Here is a 21,782-nt window from a genome sequence, read left to right as displayed (position 1 = left end):
ACTCTGCTTACTTCCCAAGACGCCTAATTTCCACAAAATAGTACTTAATTTCACAAATAAGGGCTTGAAAGTACGAATCTCGACAACTGTCGCCTTTAATCAATTTGTAATTATATTCTAATTTAGGGATCGCAGATTATTTATATCCTGAATTCGCTATTTTTCGTACTATATAAGTTTGGAGACAGCTCTTTCATCCATTTACAATAGAAAAAAGAGCAGCGAAAACGCTGCTCTTTTTTATTTGCTCAACGGCCTACAAAAGATGTCTGAAACTGCTGCACCAGCAGATCGGTAAAGTGCGCGGCATGGGTGGCGACATCATCGAGATTATCATCGAAGCTGTTGGCCGTCACATCGCCATGCCCCGCGATATCCGATACCGCCTTCACGGCTAATACCGGGATACCGTACTGTGCGGCAGCCTGAACAATACCCAGGCCTTCCATATCCGATACCTTGACCGCTGGGAAGGTTGATTTGATCCCTTCTACCCGCTCGGATTCACTCATGAATGAATCCAAGGTTAATACCAGTCCGAAATCGAGCAAATACGGTAGCTCCGCCGCTGCTGCAACTCCTTGCGCCCGATCCAGCCAGGCTGAATCGAGATCGTATTCCGCCGGCATTTGCGGGACCTGCCCGGGCTCATAGCCAAAGCAGGTAGCGTCGACATCCCCGTATATATATTGCGTGGCGACAACGACATCACCGACGCTCAACCCGGCGCCAAACGCGCCAGCCGAGCCGGAGTTAAGGATCAGATCCGGCCGATACCGTTCGATCAACAGCGTTGTCGCAACCGCTGCGTTCACCTTGCCAATGCCGCTCTCTACGAGAATGACAGGCTGGCCGCGATAGATAGCTTCTTCCAGGATAACCTTGCCTACTTGCGTCCTGGATGTGATGAGCGCCTGGCTGCGAAAAGGAGCCATTTCCTCCTCCATCGCTGTAATAATAGCAATCCGCATAGGGCCCTCTCTATTCTTGCAGATATGAGATCGGCTTATCTACAGGCACCTTCGTGCCGCCGAACTCCTGCTCAATATATTTCTGCGTATCCTCGTTGTGATACAATTCGCCTAACTTCAAAATACCAGGATCATTCTGTTTCTCCGCGGTAGTCGCCAGTATATTGATACTGTTCTTCGTGTCTACGGAGATTTCCTCATGGAACAAAGAGTCCTTCAGCACATTCAAGCCGCCTTCCAGAGCGACCGTATTGCTGATCAACACCAGATCCACGTCTTGAATGACACGCGGGCCTGTTGTATCATCGATCAGCTTGAAATTCAGGTTTTTAGGGTTGTCGACAATATCGCTTGCCGTTCCCGTCCCCAGATCAAAACCATCCTTCAGCTTGATCAATCCGGCAGCCTGCAGCAGGCTTAAACCTCTGGCCGTATTGGCCGGGTTGTCCGCCAGGGCTACAAGAGCACCGTCCGGAACTTCCTGAATATCCTTAATCTTCTGTGAGTAGATGCCCATTGGTTCAAGATAAGTAGTCGCTACCGCTACCAGGTTGGCATTGCTGTCTTTATTGTAGCTGACGAGGTAAGCCCACGATTGAAAAGCATTCACATCGACTTCGCCCTCTTTGGTCGCGTTATTCATCTCAACGCCACCATTGATTTCCTTAACAACAATATTCAGCTTGGCGTCCTTGGCCGCCTGGGATTCAGCAATATGCTTCCAAATCTGAGCGTCAGAGCCCATCGAGCCTACCACGATCTTCTCCCCGTCGCCGGACGACTTGCTTCCGCAGCCTGCAACCACCAGCATCAATACCAATCCGAGCGCGAGGCCACCCCACAGCTTTCTTTTACTCATTTGATCTCTCCCCCTTTATATCTTCATAAGTTGAACCCTTCATTGGCGTGGATGAAGTCATCCCGAGTTGATCTATCCTAGTGCATTATCTATTTCTAGTGCATAGTTTATTTCTAGTGCATAGTTTATTTCTAGTGCATAGTCATGCCGCCGGTTACGTTGATCGCTTGTCCTGTCATATAGGAAGACAAGGGACTTGCCAGGAACAATACAACATTGGCAACATCCTGAACCTCGGCGGTTCTCCCCAGTGGAACCTGAGAGCAGTCCTCTGCATAGATCTCCTCGGCGGTCATCCCGCGGATGATTCCGCCCTCGATCCGCTCCCGATGTTTCATCGGGGTCTCCACAATCCCAGGACATACCGCATTTACCAGGATGTTATTTCGCGCCAGTTCAATTGCCATGACCTTCGTCAAGCCCAGAACCGCGTGCTTGGATGCACAATATCCGCCCATCGCCCGATAACCGTTCTTACCGGCCTGCGAGGCGATCTGGATGATCCTTCCCGGCTTTTCAGCATCGACCATCGCCTTTGCAAATATTTTGGATACCAGGTATAACCCCGTGGAGTTAATCGAGAATACCTTTTCCCAATCCTCCAGTTTGCTGTCAATTACATAATCCATGGTGGAAGTGCCTGCACAGTTTACGACAATATCCGGAACACCGGCCTGTTCCAGAACAAGCCGGGACCAGCGTTCTATATCCTCTGATTTGGACAGATCCAGGCGGGACTCAAACAACTGTCCATCTACTCCCTTATATTCCTCGTCATAAGCAAGATCGGCGGATATGACTCTGGCGCCGCTTTGCAGCAAAATTTGCACGATGCCACGCCCGATTCCCGATTTTCCGCCGGTTACAACCGCCGTCTGATACGATAAATCCAGCGTAATCATAGGCTTTACAGTACTCTCTCAAACGGGTCTCTACTAATTCCGGCATCCAATACAATCTTTGCATACTCCTGTGCGGAGAAGAGGGAGTGATCCTTGTAATTGCCGCATTCCAGTGCGGATACAGCCGGAACCTCTGTCGTTTCCAGTACACGCTTCAGCGTTCTTTCCAGTGCGGAGGCGATCTCTTCCGGATCATGCTCATTCCAGAGAATCAGATAATAACCCGTTCTGCATCCCATTGGAGAAATATCGATAATCCCTTGAACCTCGTCTCTCATATACGTAGCGAGCAGATGCTCAAGCGTATGAAGCGCCGCAGTAGGAATCGCGTCTTTATTCGGCTGCAGGAAGCGCAAATCGTATTTTTGTACCGTGCTGCCCTTCTCATCATGCTCAAGCCCTGCTGCTCTGACATAAGGCGCCTTTACGATAGTGTGGTCCAATTGAAAACTTTCTACTTTTGCCATTGTTCTTCAGTCCTTTTTTTGTAGTGTTATATATTTCATTCAGTACTCCGCTAGAAGCGGCATACTGTATAAACCGCTGTTAAGCTCTCGTGTTAATGCGTTGACTTTTTGGTAAAATAATCGCCGATGAATTGGCAGACGAATACTAGAATCAAGATCAAAATTGTAGCTACGAGCGTAATATCGGACTGGAACCGATTGTACCCCTTATTGATCGCCAGGCTGCCCAAGCCGCCCGAGCCAATCGCTCCAGCCATCGTCGTAAGTCCGATCAGGTTGATAATCGTCACCGAGGAAGCGCGGATAATTCCGGTCAGACCTTCCTTCAAATATACGCGAAAAATAATCTCAATCGGCCCCGACCCCATGGATTGTGCTGCTTCCACGATTCCGGGATCGACCTCGACCAGCGCATTCTGGATTTGCCTTGCATAGAAAGGCACGATACCGATGACCAAGGGTACGATTGCGGCATTCATGCCGATCGATGTCCCCGTAATAAGACGGGTCAGCGGCACGACAACCGCGATAAGAATGATGAACGGAATGGATCTGAACAGGTTAATAATTTTCTCCAGGACACTGTACACCAGCTTGTTCTCCAGAATCCCTCCCCGGTCTGTAGCGACGAGGACAACGCCGAGCAGTATCCCGAATAACACGGAAAATGACGAGGTAACGACCACCATGTAAATCGTCTCATAAGTACTTATCAGGATATCCTCTCTTAAATTCCAGATGTTAGGGAAATACTTTGTAAAAAACTCACTCATACAGGCTCACCTACCTTTCTGTCCTCAAGAAGTCGGGAATCGATAGTTTCAACATCGACCTGGGCTGCCTGCAAATAGAGTAGAGCTTCCTCCAGATCGCCGGGGGAGCCTGACAGAACCACAATCAGATTGCCGATCGGCGTCTGCTGTAAAATCTCTACATTTGCGAACAGAATATTCGTCTTCACTCGATACCGGGCGGTAAGCTCGGAAATAACCGGTTCGCTTGTGCTATCGCCGATGTAGGAAATCTTGCACAGCATATCGTTATCCTTCAGATGAACGAGAGACGGATGGAGCGTAAGCTTCTCCAGCGTCTGATCGATATGGGTAGCTGTATTGATGAAATCGCGAGTCAGCGTATTTTGCGGGCGGCTGAAGATCGAGACGATATCGCCTTGTTCCACAATTCTTCCGGCCTCCATCACGGCCACCTTGTTGCAGATCTCCTTCACGACCTGCATTTCGTGCGTAATAATGACGATCGTCAGACCCAGCGTCTGATTCAATTTCTTCAGCAGCTCGAGAATAGATAGCGTCGTCTTTGGGTCCAGAGCGCTGGTCGCTTCATCGCATAGCAAGATCTCCGGATCATTAGCCAACGCCCTTGCTATAGCTACCCGTTGCTTCTGCCCCCCTGACAATTGGGAGGGATAGGCATTCAGCTTATCCGATAAGCCTACCAATTCCAGCAATTGCTTAACCTTCCGATCTCTCTCGGTCTTGGATAGCTTGGAGCTTTTCAATGGATAGTCCACATTGTCATAGATCGTTCTGGAGTTCATCAGATTAAAATGCTGAAAGATCATCCCGATCTTCTTCCTTGCCGAGCGCAATTCCTTGGGCTGCAGGGCCAGCAGATCGCGGCCATTCACCTCAACGGTTCCTGCCGTAGGCCGCTGCAGCAGATTAATCACACGGACCAGCGTACTCTTCCCAGCCCCGCTATAGCCGACAATGCCATACACATCTCCCGCATCAACGTGTAAGCTGACATCCCGAACGGCGGTTACTGACTGCGATCCCGTTTCGAAGGTAACTTGAATATTGGATAAAGTAATCATGATGCCCAACCCTTTCTAGACTTCTTTGCACTCTCAGCATTTTCCGAAAAATTTATTTCTGTCATTTTACATCAGATTACTCGGAATTACTACTAAAATTTTTTACTCCCTGGGAAATTGGGCTGTGAGCGGCGCTTTTCTTTTCTCCAACCGCCCCATTCACCCAGCGTCGTTCCAATTCGACGGATGGTAGACAAAGAGCTTCATCGGCAGGCGGGACAATCGACATGGCACTCCCCCCGCAGAAGCAGGCTCTCTATCTCCTTTCTGCGGAGGTCTGGCAGCGGGGCATCATCAGAACTTAGGATATCCTGGGGCGCGGGGGATCATCGTATCTTAGTTCTGCTAAGGTCCTGGGGGCGGCGTATCATGGAACCTTAGTTCTACGGTAGTCCTGGGGGCGGGGGATCATCGTATCTTAGTTCTGCTAAGGTCCTGGGGGCGGGGCATCATCAAAAGTTACGGCTCCCTTCTGGCTATCCTCTCCCTAACGGAAATACATGCCGCTATTTCGCCAAAATTACAGCCTAGCAGAATCTAACGGAAATAGAGTACCTTATTTTGCGTTTTATCGCCCTTTTTCAGCTCCATTGAAGCAAATAACGCCTCACATTTCCGTTAGAAAATTAATTACCCTCTTTTCTCGCAAATAAGGGCTTGGAGTTCCGTTAGAAATAAGTGTGCGAGCTGCTTAAGCGACCTATCCTCTGCGAAGATACCGCGGGCACATCATCGATCTTAGTTTTGCGGCAGCCCTGGGGGGCGAGATTTCAGCAAATCTTAGTTCTGCGGGAATCCCGCGGGCGGGGTACCATCGTACCATAGTTCTGCGGAGTTCCTGGGGGCGGGAGGTATCATCGAACCTTAGTTCTGCGGCAGCCCTAGGTGCGGCGTATCATCGAAACTTAGTTCTGCGGGAATCCCGGGTGCGGCGTATCATCGTACCTTAGTCCTGCGGAGATCCTGGGGCTCGGCGTATCATCAAAAGTTACGGCTTCCTCCTGATTCCTCCTCTCCCTAACGGAAATACATGCCGCTATTTCGCCAAAATTACAGCCTAGCAGAATCTAACGGAAATAGAGTACCTTATTTTGCGTTTCTCGCCCTTTTTCAGCTCGATTGAAGCAAATAACGCCTCACATTTCCGTTAGAAAATTAATCACCCTTTTTTCCCGCAAATAAGGGCTTGGAGTTCCGTTAGATGTACGAAACGACGGCGAACTGTTTAAGCGATCTCTATCCAACAATTGGGGCAAAAAACAACTTCTTAATGTGGTTTGGCCGACCGCCGTCATACAGCAATGCACCGCGCGCTGGGAGCTGCGCGCGGTGCGAAAAGTTGAAAGCTCAACCTCAAAGTTGTTTTTATGCTTTCCAGATCATTTTATGGCTTCCAAGTCAGCAGATATCCAATGACGGGATATACAAAGGCAGTGGCAACCAGCCCGAAGGAAGGTTCAATGGCCGTGTTGTCTGCTTCCCGTTCGTATATTCGCTTAACGGAGAGAAAAACAGAGCAGTGGCCTCCCGTTTCGTCAGGGTCATTTGCGCCTGGATGTCTGTAGGGTCAGGATCATATTTGTTCACGACGACCTGATTATTTTGCACAACGATTTCTACAATGTCAGAGCCTTCAATTCCAAGTACAATACGGCCGTCCTGCAGCATCCTGCTCTGCGCTTTGCATCTCAAGAACGCCTCGATCACCGAGGGATAATCCATAATATGATAATTATATTCAAAGCTAGTTCTATACCAGTCGCATACATCGCCTAATAAGGCGATCTTCCCAAGATCATAGGGAGGAACCGTAAAATGAAGCTCGTCGAGCCCTCTCTCTGCACTCAGCGCTTTGCTAACTACCGGCAGCAGAGTAGGGTCAATCATTTCAAGCTCATGTACGCCGTTACCCTCTTTAGACAAGACCACATATCCAATAAACTTGCTATTCTCTAAAATAAGCAGCGGCTCTGCTTTCCATGTTCTCAAAATAGTGGCAAACTGCCCCTTGGTTCGAGCCCCGTTGACGACCCCTTGCTGATACAACTGATAAGCATCATCAAGCTGCGAACTATCATCAAACAAAGGTTCAAAGCGAATTCCGCTTGAATCCAGCCCTTTGTATTTATGGCGAATATTATCTGAGGTTAACGTAAATTCAAGCTTGATCCCTGCCGGCTCATAGCCAAAAAACTCATACCGCTGGCGTTGACCACCAAGAACACTCATGGAATAACCCTGTGCCTTCATGTCTTCCACTGCCATGTTCATCAGCTTCTGCATATAGCCTTTGCCACGCGAACGCGGATGCACGGATACGGAACCTATGCATCCAACCTTCAATGGTATGCCTGCTACATTGCAGGTAACCGGCAGTACGCAGACCATCGCCTTGATCTTCCCATTCTCTTTGACCAGATAGTGATACTTCTGCGTATCCGCTCCATCACTATAGAGTTTTGGAACCAATTGGGCAAAATCATGTGGTCCCGAATTTTTACTAAAAACCATATCCGCAAAGTCTATAATATCCTGAGCATCTTCCGGCGCACCCTTGACGAATACCTCCATCCTTATCCCTCCTATTTATCTCTAATCTCTAATGGGTCGACATCTTGGCCGCATAGGCGCGATCGATTTCGCACTTCATGGGCTTGTTTAGCAAAAAGAGCTTAATATCTCCAATTACTGAGCGAGTTACGATCAAACGTCGGTCAATCGTTGGCCCACCCATATGCGGCATTAAAATAGCATTCCTCATTTCTAACAGCTTATGATCAGCCGGCAGCGGCTCAACTTCGTATACGTCAAGTACCGCATGAATCTTCTCCTTCGCAAGCACTCTGCACAAAGCTTCTTCATCGATGACAGCTCCGCGTGCCGTGTTAATAAGAAGAGCACCTTCAGGCATCATATTAAGCAGTTCTTCTGTAATCAGATGATAATTTTCCTGTGTCATGCCGCTATGAATAGAGACGATATCGCAGGTCGAGAATATTTCAGGGAGCTCCGCCTTCTCCATATGATGCTTCGTCAATTCCTCCTGAGAAATATGACGAGAGAACACCTTGATCTTGACGTGGAACGGCTTCAGCATCTCAACAACCATCTTCGCGATCATGCCATAGCCTACCAAGCCTACCGTCTTATCTAACAGCCCTTTATTATAGAAGCCTGATGGCCAGATTCCCCGCTTCAAATCGCCGGAATAACGCGGAATATCCCTCAAAGATGCCAATGCATAAGCAATTACACTCTCTGCTACCGACTCGGCGAACACTTCATTGCCGCTTACCACACGAATCCCGCAATCATATGCGGCATCCGTAACATAGGGTCTAACGGAACCGCCTGTATGTGCAATTAGACGAAGCTTATTGGCGTGATTTAATACTTCTTCGTCAAAAGTCACCGTCCCCCAGCCTGTAACGCAGATATCGACATCCTTGATTTTCTCACATATTTGGAATTTGGTATATTGTGCTGTGCTATCATTCCAGATGACCTCGCCGATCTCTTCCAGCTTCGATTTTAAATCTTCATTGAAGAAGGTATCAAAGATTTCGCCCTTCGGCATCGTGACAAGAATTTTCAATGCTTCCATATTGGAACGCCGCCTTTCTATGATTCATCCACGAATATTCACACTTGAGGTGAGAACACATCCGCCACTATGAACCAGATGTATAACATAATAATTCCAGAAACCTGCATTAAACAGGCTATAACCCTCCTTTGTCATCATAAGAATAAAATATATCATTAATTTCAATCACATAATTATGTTGCTTATCTGGTTCACAACAGATTATAATCTAAGTTAGAAAACGCTGTCAATTGTAATTTGAACACAAGAACCATATTAGTGTCGCGGACGCTCAGCCTTGAATTTGCCTCGATCGCTATTCGTATCAAAAGTGGACTTTTTGACCTTTCTTTAGTAATGATATAATTAATCATTTGATAATAAGGTATTTATTGGAATAGAGGTGTATAGAAATGACGAAAGGACCCAAGCGCTCTACCTTTAGAAGACGTTATGAGGAAATGCTGGCTTCATTAAGGAACGAAATCATAACCGGAATTTGGGCAGAAGGAAGCTTTCTCCCCTCCGAGAACGATATAGCCGAGCGGTTTCAATTAAGCAAGAACTCCGTACGCAAGGGATTGGATCTACTGGTATCTGAAGGGTTCATTGAGAAAATACCGCGCGTAGGCAATCGTATTCGGCAAGCACCTGCCGGGGTATCCATTAAATTCGGATATTATCCCTCGCTTTTCGAGGAAGCTGATCTCAAGGCATTGGTGGACGAATTTCATAAGCAGCATCCGCTGATCCGCGTCACTATGATCCCGATGCCCTCAAGCCACGCGAAACCAACGATGCGAGATTTTATGGAGACCGATGACATTGATGTAATGGCGATTAACAATCAGAATTTTGAGCTGTTTGCAGAGTCTGACAGCCCGCCTGAGCTATTAGAGCCGCTGCAGCCGATAGAAGGGGTCTATCCGGTCTTGACGGAACCTTTTATGCGTGATGGGAACTTATATGTACAGCCCTTCTTATTCTCGCCGATCATTCTTTGCTACAATAAACAGCATTTCTCTGAGAAGGGACTGGCGGAACCAGACAGCAGCTGGACATGGGATACCGTCAAAAAAACCGCGAAGTTACTCGCCGAAGGTACAGTTCGCCACGGGTTCTTCTTCCACTATTTATCCGATAATCGCTGGCCTATCTTCCTGCTGCAGAATAACGTCCGCTTTCATCGCAGCAACGGTGAGGACAAGCAGCTGAACCTTGATGAAGCCGCGCTTACCGAGAGTTTGCAGATATCTAAGGAACTGCTCGATCAGGTTTTTCCGCCGTTCAGATCGGAGAATGATGACGATGCTGAGATGCTATTTTGCCAGCAGAAGGTGTCGATGATCCTGACGTCTTACTTCTGCCTGAACAAGATCAAGGACGTCGATTTCTCCTATGATATATCGCCGCTGCCCTATCTGGGCACGCCCCGGACTCTGGTCATTGCCATCGGCCTGGCGATTCACAGGAACTCCAAGAATAAGCAGGCAGCTCAAGCCTTTATTAACTTCATGATGTCTGACAACACCCAGCTGACCATTCGGCAAAATACATTAAGTATCCCTAGCCTCAAAAGCGCGGCGGAATGGAATGGACATGGAAAGGTTAAGCTGCCATCACGTTATTTCGTCTATCGCGAGATTTTCCCCAGCTTCTGCTACCACACTGCGCTAAACGTCACTTATTCAGAGCTTGGAGACATCCGCCAGCGTATCAAGCTCTACCTGTCCAGGATGGAAGGGCTGGATGTGTTCTCTTAAGATCATAAAAGTACAGATTGCTATCCGTTTAAACCTAAAACCCCACCAGAGATATGGTGGGGTTTGTTCTAAGCCGGCGTCCCTTATTGATCAGCGCCGTATATTTTATTCAAATTTTAAGCTGTCGAGAATTTCTTGTACGCTAAGTTCGGCACATGCCATCGATGTATCAGATACACCGTAATACATTCTCACAACATCGCCATGAACAGCAGCTCCGCAGGAAAAGACAACATCGCCGAAGAAGCCCTTCTTTTCATAATCAGCTTCTGGCATCATAATCGGCTGCTCAGAGCGGGCAAGCACCTTGGATGGATCGTTCAGATCCAATAGGAGCGCACCCATGCAATAGCGATGATCCAGTGTTGCGCCATGATAAAGTTCCAGCCAGCCCTTCTCCGTCTTAAATGGAACTGCGCCTCCGCCCATTCGGCCGCTATCCCACATGCCTTCACGAAGACCTGCCAGGTGCTTGTGGTTGCCCCAATACAGCAAATTGTCAGATTCAGCGATCCACATCTCCGGATTGCCAGTACTCCTCGTCGTGGGACGATGCAGCGCATAGAATTTACCGTTAATCTTCTCCGGGAAGATCAATACATCCTTGTTGTCAGGTCCAAAAATCATGCCATGGTGAGTCAAGTTTATGAAATCCTTCGTCGATACCATCGATTCGCCAACACCAACCGGAGATACAGCGGAGAAGTAAATGTAATACGTATCCCCGATTTGGGTCACACGCGGATCCTCGATCCCAAACGTCTCAAGGGACTGGGATGGATATACCAACGGTTCGTCGTCAATTGTAAAGCGATGCCCGTCCTTGCTGCGAGCAATACGGATATATGATAAGCTGGTCAAATAATCGAACGTCGCGCTCTTCGATACATTGCGAATAACGCGTGGATCGGAGAAGTCATATCGCTTGTCATCCTTACGCAATTCGATAATATCAAGCTGCTTCGTTTCCACATTATATACAGGAGCTTTCACAATCATCGAATCCTTGCTGATAGGACGTTCTGCCACACGAAGCAACAATAAAATCTCTCCATTGTATTCGGCAACGCCTGCATTGAATGCGCCAATGACCTCAAAATCATCCCGATGCGGCCTAACATCGGCAGGTGTTATCAGTGGGTTCTCTTCGTATCTATAGATATTCATGGTGTCTCGTACTCCAATCCTAAGCTTAATTTTGCTCAAATTTCAAAAATGGATCAGCAATTGTCAAGCGATGCGCTTCAGCATCACTGATACCCGCATACAAATCAGCTGTTCCATCCGCTTTTCGCACCAATCCACCACTGAATACAACCTCGACCAAATCCGGACGCTTCGTTGCACCTGGAAGGAACTTGTTACGAGTCGCTATCAGTTCAATGTCAGAATACTCTCCTGTTGCAGGATCGAGCGCAAATATCATCGGATAATAATAACGATTTCCTTCATCATCAAACGAGGCAAAATGACCAAGAACGCCAACAAGTCCATTTTTCAAGATATGAAGTTCATTGGCTCCGCCCCATTCCTCATCAACAAATTGATCTTGAAGCAGCGGGGCGTCATTCACCAGTGCGATCGACAGCTCTTGGAGGCTCCTGGCTGTTGTGAAGCCAATCTTCCCGCGTCCACCTTTCTCTCCTTGAGGGCGAGTAAATACGCCGATTTCTCCATTGGAAAGCTCCACTAGACGAAGATCCTTCATGGCATCCGGACCAACAAAAAATGGGGTCAATTGCTGAATGCTTCTCCCTTTGTAGAACACCGTCCGCCACATCAACGCATTTTTTTGTGTAGGATGCGGAAATATCTGAACACCGCCTAGAACAAGCTCACCATGAATAAAAGTGAAAAATGGATCCTGAAGGGTAAATACAGGCGCACCTTCGCGGGGCACCCAATCCCCGCCCTTTTCAACAAAGAAATGAATTTCAGAATGTTCGCTGTCCCTGGATTCCACACGGCCTGCAATAACCAGTTCGCCCTGGTCTTCAAAAGGAGCCGTAATGTTATATACATCCTTGTTACCTACGCCAGTAAAGCTCAGTTTTACTGGGTCTTTGGCCAGTGAATCCTTCGCCTGGTACTCCTTCAATAACGTTTCACATGTTTTCACATCGGATTTATACAATGCCATGGTGGATTTCTCCCTTTCCTATCCTGTTTTCGTTGCTATTTACCCTTGCTATATCAATGAAATAACTAAAATAAGATCAATATCAATATAAAAACTTATTTACGGCTGATCCATACTGCGCCAGTATGACCCTGCAATATGATCTTGCTATCTGTTTGGTCATCCTCCAGAGGCTGTGAGGCAATTGCAAATTGAAGCGAAAGGTTCTCCACTTCGGCCAGGCTTATTTCCACAGACTCTGCTCCAAAATTGAGCGCAACAAATGATACGTCTTCTGATATATTTTTCGTATAAATCAACGTATTACCTCTACACTCGATATTGGAGTAGCCCCCTTCAGCAAGCGAGGGATGATCTTTCCGAAGCATTAGCAGTTGCTGATAATAAATATAGATCGAATCCAATTTTGTCCGCTCAGCCTCTATATTAATCTGATTATGGCCCGGTCCCATCGCGATCCACGGCTTCACATTAGAGAAGCCTCCATATTCGCTTCCGTCCCACTGCATCGGGGTACGCGATTTGTCACGGCTCTTCTCATTCGCGCGTCGAAGCTCTTCTTCTTCCGACAACCCTTCTGCTTTTGCCAACTGATAATGCATTAGCCCTTGAATATCCCTCATATCCTCAATACAAGGGCAGTAATAATCCCTCATCCCGACCTCTTCTCCGTAATAAAGGAAAGGGACACCCTTACCTGTAAGCATAAAGGTTGCCATCAGCTTTGCGCGAAGCACTTCAAGTTCAGGATTCCCTTCGCCAAAACGGCTAATATGCCTTGCCATATCGTGACTGCTGAAAAACAAGGTCGGAACCTGATCTGGGCGATGTACCTGTTCCATCAGAAGAATTTGATCCATCAGCTGGTTCGGCTGATAGTGCTCCTGACTACCCAGGTTGAAGTTAAACACAACATCAAGAAGACCATTCCCACTATACCGCTTCAGGAGCGACATATCCTCAGAACCTACTTCACCAACCATAAAGACCCCTTCACGCTGATGAACGAATTCGCAAATTTCTCGAATCGTATCCAGAATTCCGTCCTGATCCTTGTCATATCGATGATCCTGCTCTCCATTGTCCTGATATGGATTGTCTGGGAATTGAGCGGACACTTTCAAAAAGTTAATGACATCAAGGCGGAATCCATCTACGCCCTTATCCAACCAGAAGCCCATCACTTCCTTCATGGCTTCTCTGACTTCTGGATTTGCCCAGTTCAAATCGACTTGTTCCTTTGCGAACGCATGATAGTAATACTGTCCGCTTGCTTCGTCATAGTCCCAGGCCGGACCCCCAAAGAAAGACTCCCAGTTGTTCGGCATGCCTTCATCTACAGGGTCTTTCCAGATATACCAATCACGCTTGGGATGGTCCTTAGAAGATTTGGACGCTTGGAACCACGGGTGTGCGGAAGAAGTATGGTTCAATACAAGATCCACGATGACGCGGATATTACGCTGATGAGCGGCTTCTATAAAAGCATCAAAGTCCTTCATCGTTCCATAGTCAGGATCCATGTTGTAATAATCCGCAATATCGTAGCCGTTATCCACTTTTGGCGACTTGTAGAACGGGGTTAGCCATATGCCGTCGATCCCTAATGTCTTTAGATCATCCAGCTTCGAAGTTATCCCCACAAAATCACCCACGCCGTCTCCGTTGCCATCGCAAAAGCTTGGCATGTAAATCTCATAGAAAACAGTACGGCGCCACCACAAAACCTTGGAATCTATCTCCGCTGCTCCCACAATACCACCTCATGCTATGCTCATCAGGATGAAAAATAATGGCACCCTATTATTTAAGACTAAACTGCATGCCTTCCTTGAACTTCTTACCAAAGATCGCAAACATGATGATAATCGGAACCGTAAGAATTACGGATGCTGCATACAAAGGACCCGGATAGCTTCCATAAGGTCCGAACATTTGGGATAAGAGTACGTTCAGGGTCAGCATATTATCACTGCGCACAACAAGCATATCCCATAGGAGTTCTGTCCAACGTTCCATCAGCAAGAATAAGAAGATGACAGCTGTGATAGACCTCGACATCGGCATCATAATTCGATACAGAATCTTGAAGTCAGAGGCCCCATCAAGCTTTGCCGCTTCAATGAATACAGTAGGAATTGCCTTGAAGAAGTTGGTGTACATAAAGATCGCCCATAAGCTGACAGCCTTTGGAATGATCATAGCCCAGTACGTATCATACAGCCCCACCTTTTGAATCACGAGAAACTGAGGGATGAGCAGTATAATCGCCGGAAAGAACATGTGGAACAATACAAAGTTATTCACCGTATCGCGTCCTCTGAAATTCAGCTTGGACAGCGCATATGCTACCATGACACCAAACAACATCATAAGAGCCGTAGATGCCAAGGACACAAGAATACTGTTAAAAAATGAGTTCACCCATGGTCTGGCAATACCAACTTCTCCACCCGTGAACAACCATCCATATGATTTCAACGTAAATTTCGAGGGTACAAGCTGCTTATCAATCTGTGTCCAATCTGCAAAGGAGTTAAGCACCATATACAGGTAAGGGTAGACCATTACAAGCAACAGCGCTGTCGCAACAATATATCGGATTGAAAGACGAAGTTTGCTTTTTCTTTTAGACCCAACCATTTCGCTTACCCCAACTTTCCAGAAGTTTTCTAATCACGAAAATGGAGATAAAGGTCACTACAGACGCCAGGATAGCAATTGCGGATGCATATCCTGCTTGCAGATTCGTAAAGGCCTGATTGTAGATCTCCATCTGCCATGTATTCGTTGCATAGTTTGGCCCACCGCCTGTTAACTGGTACACCTCTGTAAATATTCCGAAAGTGACCCCAAAGGATAATATTAAGGTTGTATAGAGAGCTGGGTATAACAGCGGCAACGTAATTTTCCAGAACCGCTGACGATCCGTAACACCATCAATCGCGGCAGCTTCATACACTTCACGATCAATACTCTCAAGACCTGAGGTTAGTATGAGCGCATAATAACCGGTAAATTTCCAGGCCAGAATAATTCCTACAATAGCAAGGGCTGAGATAGGTGATCCAAGCCAGTCAATATCCCAACCAAAGGTATTGCGCAAAAATTGATTTACAGGGCTGTTATAAGACAAAAAGCCTTTGGCAATCAGAGAAGATACAACCCCTGAAGATAGATATGGCAAGAAGAAGCCAATCAGATACAAGCTCTTTAACTTTGGCAACCCCTGTACCAATACAGCTACTGCCAAAGACATCACAGTAACAAGTGGCACAAATAGCAGCATGAACTTATACGTAACCCAGAACGAAGATTGTACACCCGGTGATGCCAATGCCTTCGCAAAGTTTTTGAACCCCACAAAATCATACGTCGGTGCTATCAAGTCCCAATTTGTAAAGGCAAGATAGAACGACCAGACGAGCGGGCCCAGGAAAAATATAAGTCCAAAAATAAGGTAGGGACTGGCAAAGAGCCAGCCCAACCGATTATTTTGTTTATTGATCATTGCTGAAGTTCCCCTTCAATGGCTTTCTTCATATTATTCCAAGCCGTCTGCGGATCAATTTCGCCACGAACAATTTTGTTAAAAGCTTCTGAACCAATCAACGTTTGCAGTTCATTAAAGCGTGGATTATCAATAGAAGGAACTGCCTTGGATACAGCTTCTGCAAAAGGTCCAAGCTCTGGCTTCTCTGCTATGACATTTTTGAACTCTTCAAGCTCCATCAAGTCGTCACGCGCAGGAGGCAAGTTTGTTTTTTGGAACCAAGCAACATCATTGGCACTATCGGAATATACCCATTTGAGGAATTCTGCAGCAGCCTCTTGTTTATCTTTCGGAGCGCTTGCAAAGATCACAAGCCCCTTCGCATCGGCATAAGTCTTGGAATCAGCCGGATCCATATTGTCTGGTACCGGAGGCAACGTAAGATCATAGTTTTCTTTGTATTTCAATTCAGGATATTTTTCTTTCCACATATCAAACGTCCATGGACCGATATCGGTGAACACACCCAAGCCTGTTTCAAATGGGTCTGTTGCCTGCTTGGTAAGGACCGCTTTCTCCTTCACAAGATCACTTACAAACGTAAGCATCTCTATACCGGCCTTCTCATCACCTACAAAATTGGAGCCTTCGATAAATTTGTTGCCATCGGAAGCAGCGTTATACATGATGAAGAAATCAAACCAACGCTTCCAGGCCGTAGGATCAGCCAAGTCAGCACCTTTCCCCCACATGAATTTATCAGGGTATTTTGCTTTTAGCTTCTTTGCTGCATCAAGTACTTCGCTATATGTTTTTGGCGGCTCATTATAGCCGATTTCCTTAAGAATATCTGTACGCCAGCCGATCAGCATCGGATTGGAGTAGATCGGAAGCACGTATTGATGACCATCAGCAAATTCCCAAGGCTTAATCGTTTCTGCCATGTTGCGTTTTTCAATGATTTCCTTGAATTGTGGCAGTTCTTCAAGTGCGACAAGCGCTTTACTGTTAGACAGCTGAGCGGCGAAGCCACGGTTGATATTTTCGGAAATCGTAGGCGCATTGCCGCCTGCAATTGCCGCCTGAATACTTGCTTCGGAACTTGGAGATTCTTTGATGGCACTTACATTAACTTTCACCTTAGGGTTAACGGCAGCATATTTATTAGCCATTTCCTTCCAGAATACTTGTTGGGGTGGATTTGGCGCTGCCCAGAAATCGATGGAGATTACTCCATCTGCACTTTCAGCACCTCCGCCTTTCGAACATCCTCCAAGTACACTAGCAACCATCGCAGTTAGAGCAAGAATTAGCAAAAGTTTCCTTTTCATGATAGTATAGCCTCCTCATTAATAAAATGCTCTCACTTCATTCCTTTTATCCCTGTATTACAAACAAGATATAGTAACGTTACAAAATTAATTACTATAAATTATTGTAAGCGGTTAAAAACATTATTAAACATAAAATTCCGCTTGTCAAACGTAAATTACCACCATTAATGCTTCTCCAACAAAATATTTTAGTTAGTTTAGACCACCTTCTTATCCTTTTTCATTAAAAAAATTTAGATTATCCATCTATTAGATTATGATCCAAATCCTCATTGTAACATTAATTGTACATTATCATCAAAATAAATCAAGTTACTATAATCACATTTGTAATGTTCTTTGTCATTATTTTAAGGTGACATTTTAAAGTTAGCAGGGCTTATTATAGCTATATTTCTATAAATTTTCCTTAGTAATAGCCCAAAGATAACCTTAAACATTACAAAGGATTATTAATAATTACAGTAAAAGAGCACAAAAAAAGACCGCAGGAATAAATTCCATGCAGTCTGTTCCAGAGCATTATATCAAAACATTTGACTCTCTTGGTCTCGTTGTCGATTCTCTAGCAATCAGCATAGTTGGCAGCAATATTTCCACAAATGGCTCGTGCTTATGATCCATTCTCCAGAATAATTGCTCCACAGCCTTGCGTCCAAATGTCTTCAAATCAATTCCCATCGTCGTAGTTAGTGGTGTAGATAATTGGGACAATTGCCCGTTATCGAAACTGCAAATCGATACCTGCTGCGGAATTTGAAAGCCCTGTTGCTGTAACGTCGAATTTAGAATGAAGCCAAGACCATCGTTAACGCAAAACCAAGCCGTGGGTTGATCAGCAATTGATTTGATGGCATTCATCATATATTCAGTTTGTTCCGTTGCATCCAGCAAGAGCCATTCCTTGCGCATTTCAAGCCCAGCTTCCCGCATCGCGAGTCGGAATCCCTCATATCGTTCATAATAACTTGGAGAAAAATTGATGTCGCCCACAAAACCGATATTCCGATGACCCAGCTCAGTCAGATAATGAATGGCTTCATAGGCTGCGAAGCGATTGTTCGTCAATATGCAATCTGCCTTTACAGCCGGATAATGATGGTCGATCAGTACGGTTGGGAGCCCTTTGGAAATCACCTTATTCATATAAGGTGTACTTAGATGAGAGAGGATAAGTATACCTTCTACACCTTGATTCTCTAATATGGGTGGCAGGATCAGCGCTTCTTCGGATTCTTGGCTAATGGATTGAATTAGCAATTGTTTACCACGCTGTCTCGTCTCTTGCTCCACGCTTAAGTAGATTTCACCAAAAAAGCCCTTTTGGGCAAAAGCAAAGTCGGATGCAATTAAAGCAATATATCCGGACTGATCCGTCTGGCTCTTCTTGCGTCCCGCCTGGTAGATATAACCCATTTGTTCCGCTGTATCAAGAATTAGCTTTCTCGTCTCTTCGCTTACTCCATCCTTGCCGGATATAGCCTGTGATACAGAATTTTTGGAGAGATTGAGCTGATCAGCAATATCTTGCATTGTTACTTTAGATTTCATCAGAGAGTCCCTCCTTTCCAAATTCAAATTTAAACATTACAAATAATTATAACGTTACAAAAAAAAGCGGTCAATATTAGTATTAATGGTACTGTTAAAAACTATACTCCCTTTGGCAGCAATTTATTTGACATTAAATTAAGGCTAATCAATAATGTTTTAGTAATGAGATTACTAATCATTTGTAATTTAAATTCACTCACATTATCATTTTTTTGTAATGTTATTATGACAGTTTCAATCATGGAACTATAAGTATAGCCTCAGGTTATTGGCTTGCTTCGGAATGGAGAATCATATGGAACTACAAGAGAACTGGAAGCTGCGGGATTTCGATGTAGGTGAAGCTCGCGATTTGGAGGTTGCCTCTCCCGAGTATATTGACTATTTCTGGATGACTGCCAAAGTACCTGGCGATGTGCACAGCACGTTGATCGAGCGGGGGATTATTGCAGATCCTTTCTATGGACATAACGATCAACAGTCGCGCTGGGTCGAGGACAAGGTATGGTGGTATCGCAACACCTTTGAGTGGTTTGGCGAACAGGATGACCAGGAACGCATTGAATTGGTCTTCGATGGGTTGGATACTTATGCAACTGTGTACCTGAACGGGGTGGAGCTTGACTCCACTGACAATATGTTTATTGCCCATTCATTTGAAGTTACACGTGAATTGAAGAAAGGCAAGAATGTCCTTGCCGTCAAAATTGATCCCGTACATCTGCATGCTCAAGCCAAAATGCAATATTATTGGTCCGGTTTCAGCAAGAAGCGAATTTGGACACGCAAGGCTCAATACCACTATGGATGGGACTGGGGTCCACGGCTTGTATGTGCAGGTATTTGGAAGGGGGTACATCTCCTCAAGCGCCGCAACGCTTATATAGATAGCGTATTCGCCCGCACATCAACAATAACGGACAAGGCAGCAGCTGTTGAAGTAACAGTAGACGTATTGTCATTCAACAAAGACAAGCCTTGCTCGGCTTATGTGGAATTGATCGATACCGAAAACAACCGGGTCGCCTCAGAAATAATCCCATTCGATCGTTGTAATGGACTGGTCCAAGACGGTGCAATTTGTGCATATAGCTTAAGCAGCGAAGCATGTCTAAACATTTCAAACCCATCCTTATGGTGGACGCACGACCTAGGTGTACCGTATTTATACCATTTGAAAGTAACGCTTCTATATAACGAAAAGTCTGTTGACGTACATGAGCAGCCATTTGGCATCCGTACGGTTGAACTTATGCAGCGGGATGAACATGGACAGCAGACCTTTACCTTCGTATTAAATGGTATAAAGCTGTTTGCCAAAGGAGCCAACTGGATTCCTATAGACAGCTTCATGGCTGCTGTGCCAGATTCTCGATACCAGCATCTCATTCATATGTCAAAAGACGCCAATATGAACATGCTGCGTGTCTGGGGAGGCGGCATCTATGAACGCGATATTTTCTACGATGAATGTGATCGGCTTGGTTTACTGGTATGGCAGGACTTCATGTTTGCCTGTGCCTTATATCCGGACTATAATCGCAACTTCATGAATAATGTGCGGCGGGAGATCGAGCAAGTCGTAAAACGACTGCGTAGTCGAACTTGCCTGGCTTTATGGTGCGGGAATAACGAGAACGATTGGCTGTACGAGGCGCTTCGTTCAAGCGGAGAGATCCCTCATCCATTTTATGGCGAGAAGATTTACCACGAGCTGATGCCAGCTCTGCTGGAGACGCTAGATCCAACACGGACTTTCTGGCCAAGTTCTCCTTACGGGGGGAATGACCACAACTCGCGTGAGGAAGGCGACACTCATAACTGGCAAGTGTGGCATGGCAATATTGAACCACGGGAGTTCGGTCAGCCGCAGTTGCAGGACTATAGCATGGACGGTTTATCCTTCAAGAAGTTCAAAGGCGACACGACCCGATTCGCAAGCGAATTCGGCATGCATGCATCATCCAATCGCTACACTTTGCAGCGCAACATCCCCGAGAATCAATTCTTCTGGGGCAGCGATGAGATGAAGTACCGCAATAAGGATATCCATCATGCGAAGGGAATTCTGCTCATGGAAGGATTTACAGGTGCTCCGGGGAATATAGAAGAGTATCTGGACTACTCTATGCTAACCCAAGCGGAAGGATTAAAATACGGCATCGAACACTACCGCCGCAACAAACCGGAGACAAGCGGGGCTCTGTTCTGGCAATTGAACGATTGCTGGCCGGGAACAAGCTGGTCTGTTATCGACTATTATGGACTCGCGAAGGCGGCGTATCACTATGCGCGCAAGTTTTTTGCCCCTGTGCTGATCACTGCGGATCATGATGCGGGGAAAGACCTGATATTGTGGGTAATTAACGACAGGCTGGATGACTACAAAGATACAGTACGGCTAACGGTGTATCGCATGGATGGATCGGTGTTGTCCATCCAAGAATTCGACGTATCGGTACCTGCAAATAGCAAGCTTCAGATTGCTGCGCTAACGGAAATGGAATTGACAGCCGAAGCCAATGCCGCAGATGTTGTATGTGTAGCCAGTTCTGCAAGCTCTATTACCGAGGATAACTTCATCTACTTGCGCGATTATAAGGACATGCGATTCAATCCAGCGCAGCTGCGGGTAAGCGTTGACAAGTCAGCCGATCTTGTCCGGATATCGACAGATCAGGCAGCTCGTATGGTCAAGCTTGAACTCGACGAAGAATGGCTCGTCATGAATGACAACTTCTTCGACCTGCTTCCAGGCCAGATCAAAGAGATTCAAGTTAAGCAGGTCAATGGCAAGACGATCCCTTGGGAGACACTTCGCGTGTCCGCCTTAAATACTAATGGGGATAGCATCACACGGTTTTAATATTATTGAG

The 21,782-nt window shown here is 46.1% G+C and carries 17 protein-coding genes; 2 read left to right on the top strand and 15 right to left on the bottom strand.

All coding sequences use genetic code 11. The features are described 5' to 3' along the window. Positions 1-248: 248 nt before the first annotated feature. The 8 genes from DMN77_RS13075 to DMN77_RS13040 form a co-directional block, all read right to left on the bottom strand. Complete coding sequence (locus DMN77_RS13075; RefSeq protein ID WP_179015348.1) at positions 249-971, bottom strand: 5'-methylthioadenosine/adenosylhomocysteine nucleosidase; 723 nt, start codon at positions 969-971, stop codon at positions 249-251. Between the two features lie 10 nt (positions 972-981). After that, positions 982-1,830, bottom strand: a complete 849-nt coding sequence (locus tag DMN77_RS13070) for a MetQ/NlpA family ABC transporter substrate-binding protein (protein ID WP_068782655.1) — start codon at positions 1,828-1,830, stop codon at positions 982-984. 131 nt (positions 1,831-1,961) lie between these two features. Next, positions 1,962-2,732 (bottom strand): SDR family NAD(P)-dependent oxidoreductase, encoded by a 771-nt coding sequence (locus tag DMN77_RS13065; protein WP_068782656.1) that lies wholly within the window; start codon positions 2,730-2,732, stop codon positions 1,962-1,964. A gap of 5 nt (positions 2,733-2,737) precedes the next feature. Further along, positions 2,738-3,199, bottom strand: a complete 462-nt coding sequence (locus DMN77_RS13060) for an S-ribosylhomocysteine lyase (protein ID WP_068782657.1) — start codon at positions 3,197-3,199, stop codon at positions 2,738-2,740. A 92-nt stretch (positions 3,200-3,291) separates the two neighbouring features. Further along, entirely contained in the window at positions 3,292-3,972 is a 681-nt protein-coding gene (locus tag DMN77_RS13055; RefSeq protein WP_068782658.1) for a methionine ABC transporter permease, read from the bottom strand. Continuing rightward, positions 3,969-5,036: a methionine ABC transporter ATP-binding protein gene (locus DMN77_RS13050; protein WP_068782659.1), complete on the bottom strand. Its 1,068-nt coding sequence runs from the start codon at positions 5,034-5,036 to the stop codon at positions 3,969-3,971. The genes DMN77_RS13055 and DMN77_RS13050 overlap by 4 nt, the downstream gene beginning before the upstream one ends. A gap of 1,398 nt (positions 5,037-6,434) precedes the next feature. Further along, positions 6,435-7,607, bottom strand: a complete 1,173-nt coding sequence (locus DMN77_RS13045; protein WP_179015346.1) for a GNAT family N-acetyltransferase — start codon at positions 7,605-7,607, stop codon at positions 6,435-6,437. A gap of 28 nt (positions 7,608-7,635) precedes the next feature. Next, positions 7,636-8,640: a hydroxyacid dehydrogenase gene (locus DMN77_RS13040; protein ID WP_179015344.1), complete on the bottom strand. Its 1,005-nt coding sequence runs from the start codon at positions 8,638-8,640 to the stop codon at positions 7,636-7,638. A gap of 395 nt (positions 8,641-9,035) precedes the next feature. Here DMN77_RS13040 and DMN77_RS13035 point away from each other — a divergent pair, with 395 nt between their 5' ends. Continuing rightward, on the top strand, positions 9,036-10,385 hold the full coding sequence (locus tag DMN77_RS13035) for an extracellular solute-binding protein (RefSeq protein WP_179015343.1): 1,350 nt from the start codon (positions 9,036-9,038) through the stop codon (positions 10,383-10,385). 105 nt (positions 10,386-10,490) lie between these two features. Here DMN77_RS13035 and DMN77_RS13030 read toward each other — a convergent pair whose 3' ends face one another. The 7 genes from DMN77_RS13030 to DMN77_RS13000 form a co-directional block, all read right to left on the bottom strand. After that, positions 10,491-11,552: a BtaManbiosPhlase gene (locus tag DMN77_RS13030; protein WP_068782663.1), complete on the bottom strand. Its 1,062-nt coding sequence runs from the start codon at positions 11,550-11,552 to the stop codon at positions 10,491-10,493. A gap of 25 nt (positions 11,553-11,577) precedes the next feature. After that, entirely contained in the window at positions 11,578-12,525 is a 948-nt protein-coding gene (locus DMN77_RS13025; protein WP_120464844.1) for an MTP-1 family protein, read from the bottom strand. Between the two features lie 95 nt (positions 12,526-12,620). Beyond that, the gene (locus tag DMN77_RS13020; RefSeq protein WP_372775867.1) at positions 12,621-14,279 is read right to left on the bottom strand and encodes an alpha-glucosidase; all 1,659 of its coding nucleotides are present in this window, start codon (positions 14,277-14,279) and stop codon (positions 12,621-12,623) included. Between the two features lie 49 nt (positions 14,280-14,328). Next, a complete protein-coding gene (locus tag DMN77_RS13015) occupies positions 14,329-15,168 on the bottom strand; it encodes a carbohydrate ABC transporter permease (protein ID WP_068782665.1) in 840 nt (279 codons plus the stop codon). Further along, positions 15,155-16,033: a carbohydrate ABC transporter permease gene (locus DMN77_RS13010; protein WP_229716894.1), complete on the bottom strand. Its 879-nt coding sequence runs from the start codon at positions 16,031-16,033 to the stop codon at positions 15,155-15,157. Before DMN77_RS13010 ends, DMN77_RS13015 begins: the two co-directional genes overlap by 14 nt. Further along, the gene (locus DMN77_RS13005) at positions 16,033-17,349 is read right to left on the bottom strand and encodes an extracellular solute-binding protein (RefSeq protein WP_179015334.1); all 1,317 of its coding nucleotides are present in this window, start codon (positions 17,347-17,349) and stop codon (positions 16,033-16,035) included. Before DMN77_RS13005 ends, DMN77_RS13010 begins: the two co-directional genes overlap by 1 nt. A 525-nt stretch (positions 17,350-17,874) precedes the next feature. Further along, positions 17,875-18,903, bottom strand: a complete 1,029-nt coding sequence (locus DMN77_RS13000; protein WP_068782668.1) for a LacI family DNA-binding transcriptional regulator — start codon at positions 18,901-18,903, stop codon at positions 17,875-17,877. A gap of 298 nt (positions 18,904-19,201) precedes the next feature. Here DMN77_RS13000 and DMN77_RS12995 point away from each other — a divergent pair, with 298 nt between their 5' ends. Beyond that, the gene (locus DMN77_RS12995) at positions 19,202-21,772 is read left to right on the top strand and encodes a beta-mannosidase (RefSeq protein ID WP_068782669.1); all 2,571 of its coding nucleotides are present in this window, start codon (positions 19,202-19,204) and stop codon (positions 21,770-21,772) included. The last annotated feature ends 10 nt before the right edge of the window (positions 21,773-21,782 follow it).

The sequence above is a fragment of the Paenibacillus sp. 79R4 genome (assembly GCF_013393165.1).
Taxonomy (GTDB): domain Bacteria; phylum Bacillota; class Bacilli; order Paenibacillales; family Paenibacillaceae; genus Fontibacillus.
This window is presented reverse-complemented; position numbering and strand designations above follow the sequence as displayed.

Coding starts and splice junctions, on each gene's coding strand:
- DMN77_RS13075 (WP_179015348.1), bottom strand. CDS start 971: ATGCGGATTGCTATTATTACAGCGATGGAGGAGGAAATGGCTCCTTTT.
- DMN77_RS13070 (WP_068782655.1), bottom strand. CDS start 1,830: ATGAGTAAAAGAAAGCTGTGGGGTGGCCTCGCGCTCGGATTGGTATTG.
- DMN77_RS13065 (WP_068782656.1), bottom strand. CDS start 2,732: ATGATTACGCTGGATTTATCGTATCAGACGGCGGTTGTAACCGGCGGA.
- DMN77_RS13060 (WP_068782657.1), bottom strand. CDS start 3,199: ATGGCAAAAGTAGAAAGTTTTCAATTGGACCACACTATCGTAAAGGCG.
- DMN77_RS13055 (WP_068782658.1), bottom strand. CDS start 3,972: ATGAGTGAGTTTTTTACAAAGTATTTCCCTAACATCTGGAATTTAAGA.
- DMN77_RS13050 (WP_068782659.1), bottom strand. CDS start 5,036: ATGATTACTTTATCCAATATTCAAGTTACCTTCGAAACGGGATCGCAG.
- DMN77_RS13045 (WP_179015346.1), bottom strand. CDS start 7,607: ATGGAGGTATTCGTCAAGGGTGCGCCGGAAGATGCTCAGGATATTATA.
- DMN77_RS13040 (WP_179015344.1), bottom strand. CDS start 8,640: ATGGAAGCATTGAAAATTCTTGTCACGATGCCGAAGGGCGAAATCTTT.
- DMN77_RS13035 (WP_179015343.1), top strand. CDS start 9,036: ATGACGAAAGGACCCAAGCGCTCTACCTTTAGAAGACGTTATGAGGAA.
- DMN77_RS13030 (WP_068782663.1), bottom strand. CDS start 11,552: ATGAATATCTATAGATACGAAGAGAACCCACTGATAACACCTGCCGAT.
- DMN77_RS13025 (WP_120464844.1), bottom strand. CDS start 12,525: ATGGCATTGTATAAATCCGATGTGAAAACATGTGAAACGTTATTGAAG.
- DMN77_RS13015 (WP_068782665.1), bottom strand. CDS start 15,168: ATGGTTGGGTCTAAAAGAAAAAGCAAACTTCGTCTTTCAATCCGATAT.
- DMN77_RS13005 (WP_179015334.1), bottom strand. CDS start 17,349: ATGAAAAGGAAACTTTTGCTAATTCTTGCTCTAACTGCGATGGTTGCT.
- DMN77_RS13000 (WP_068782668.1), bottom strand. CDS start 18,903: ATGAAATCTAAAGTAACAATGCAAGATATTGCTGATCAGCTCAATCTC.
- DMN77_RS12995 (WP_068782669.1), top strand. CDS start 19,202: ATGGAACTACAAGAGAACTGGAAGCTGCGGGATTTCGATGTAGGTGAA.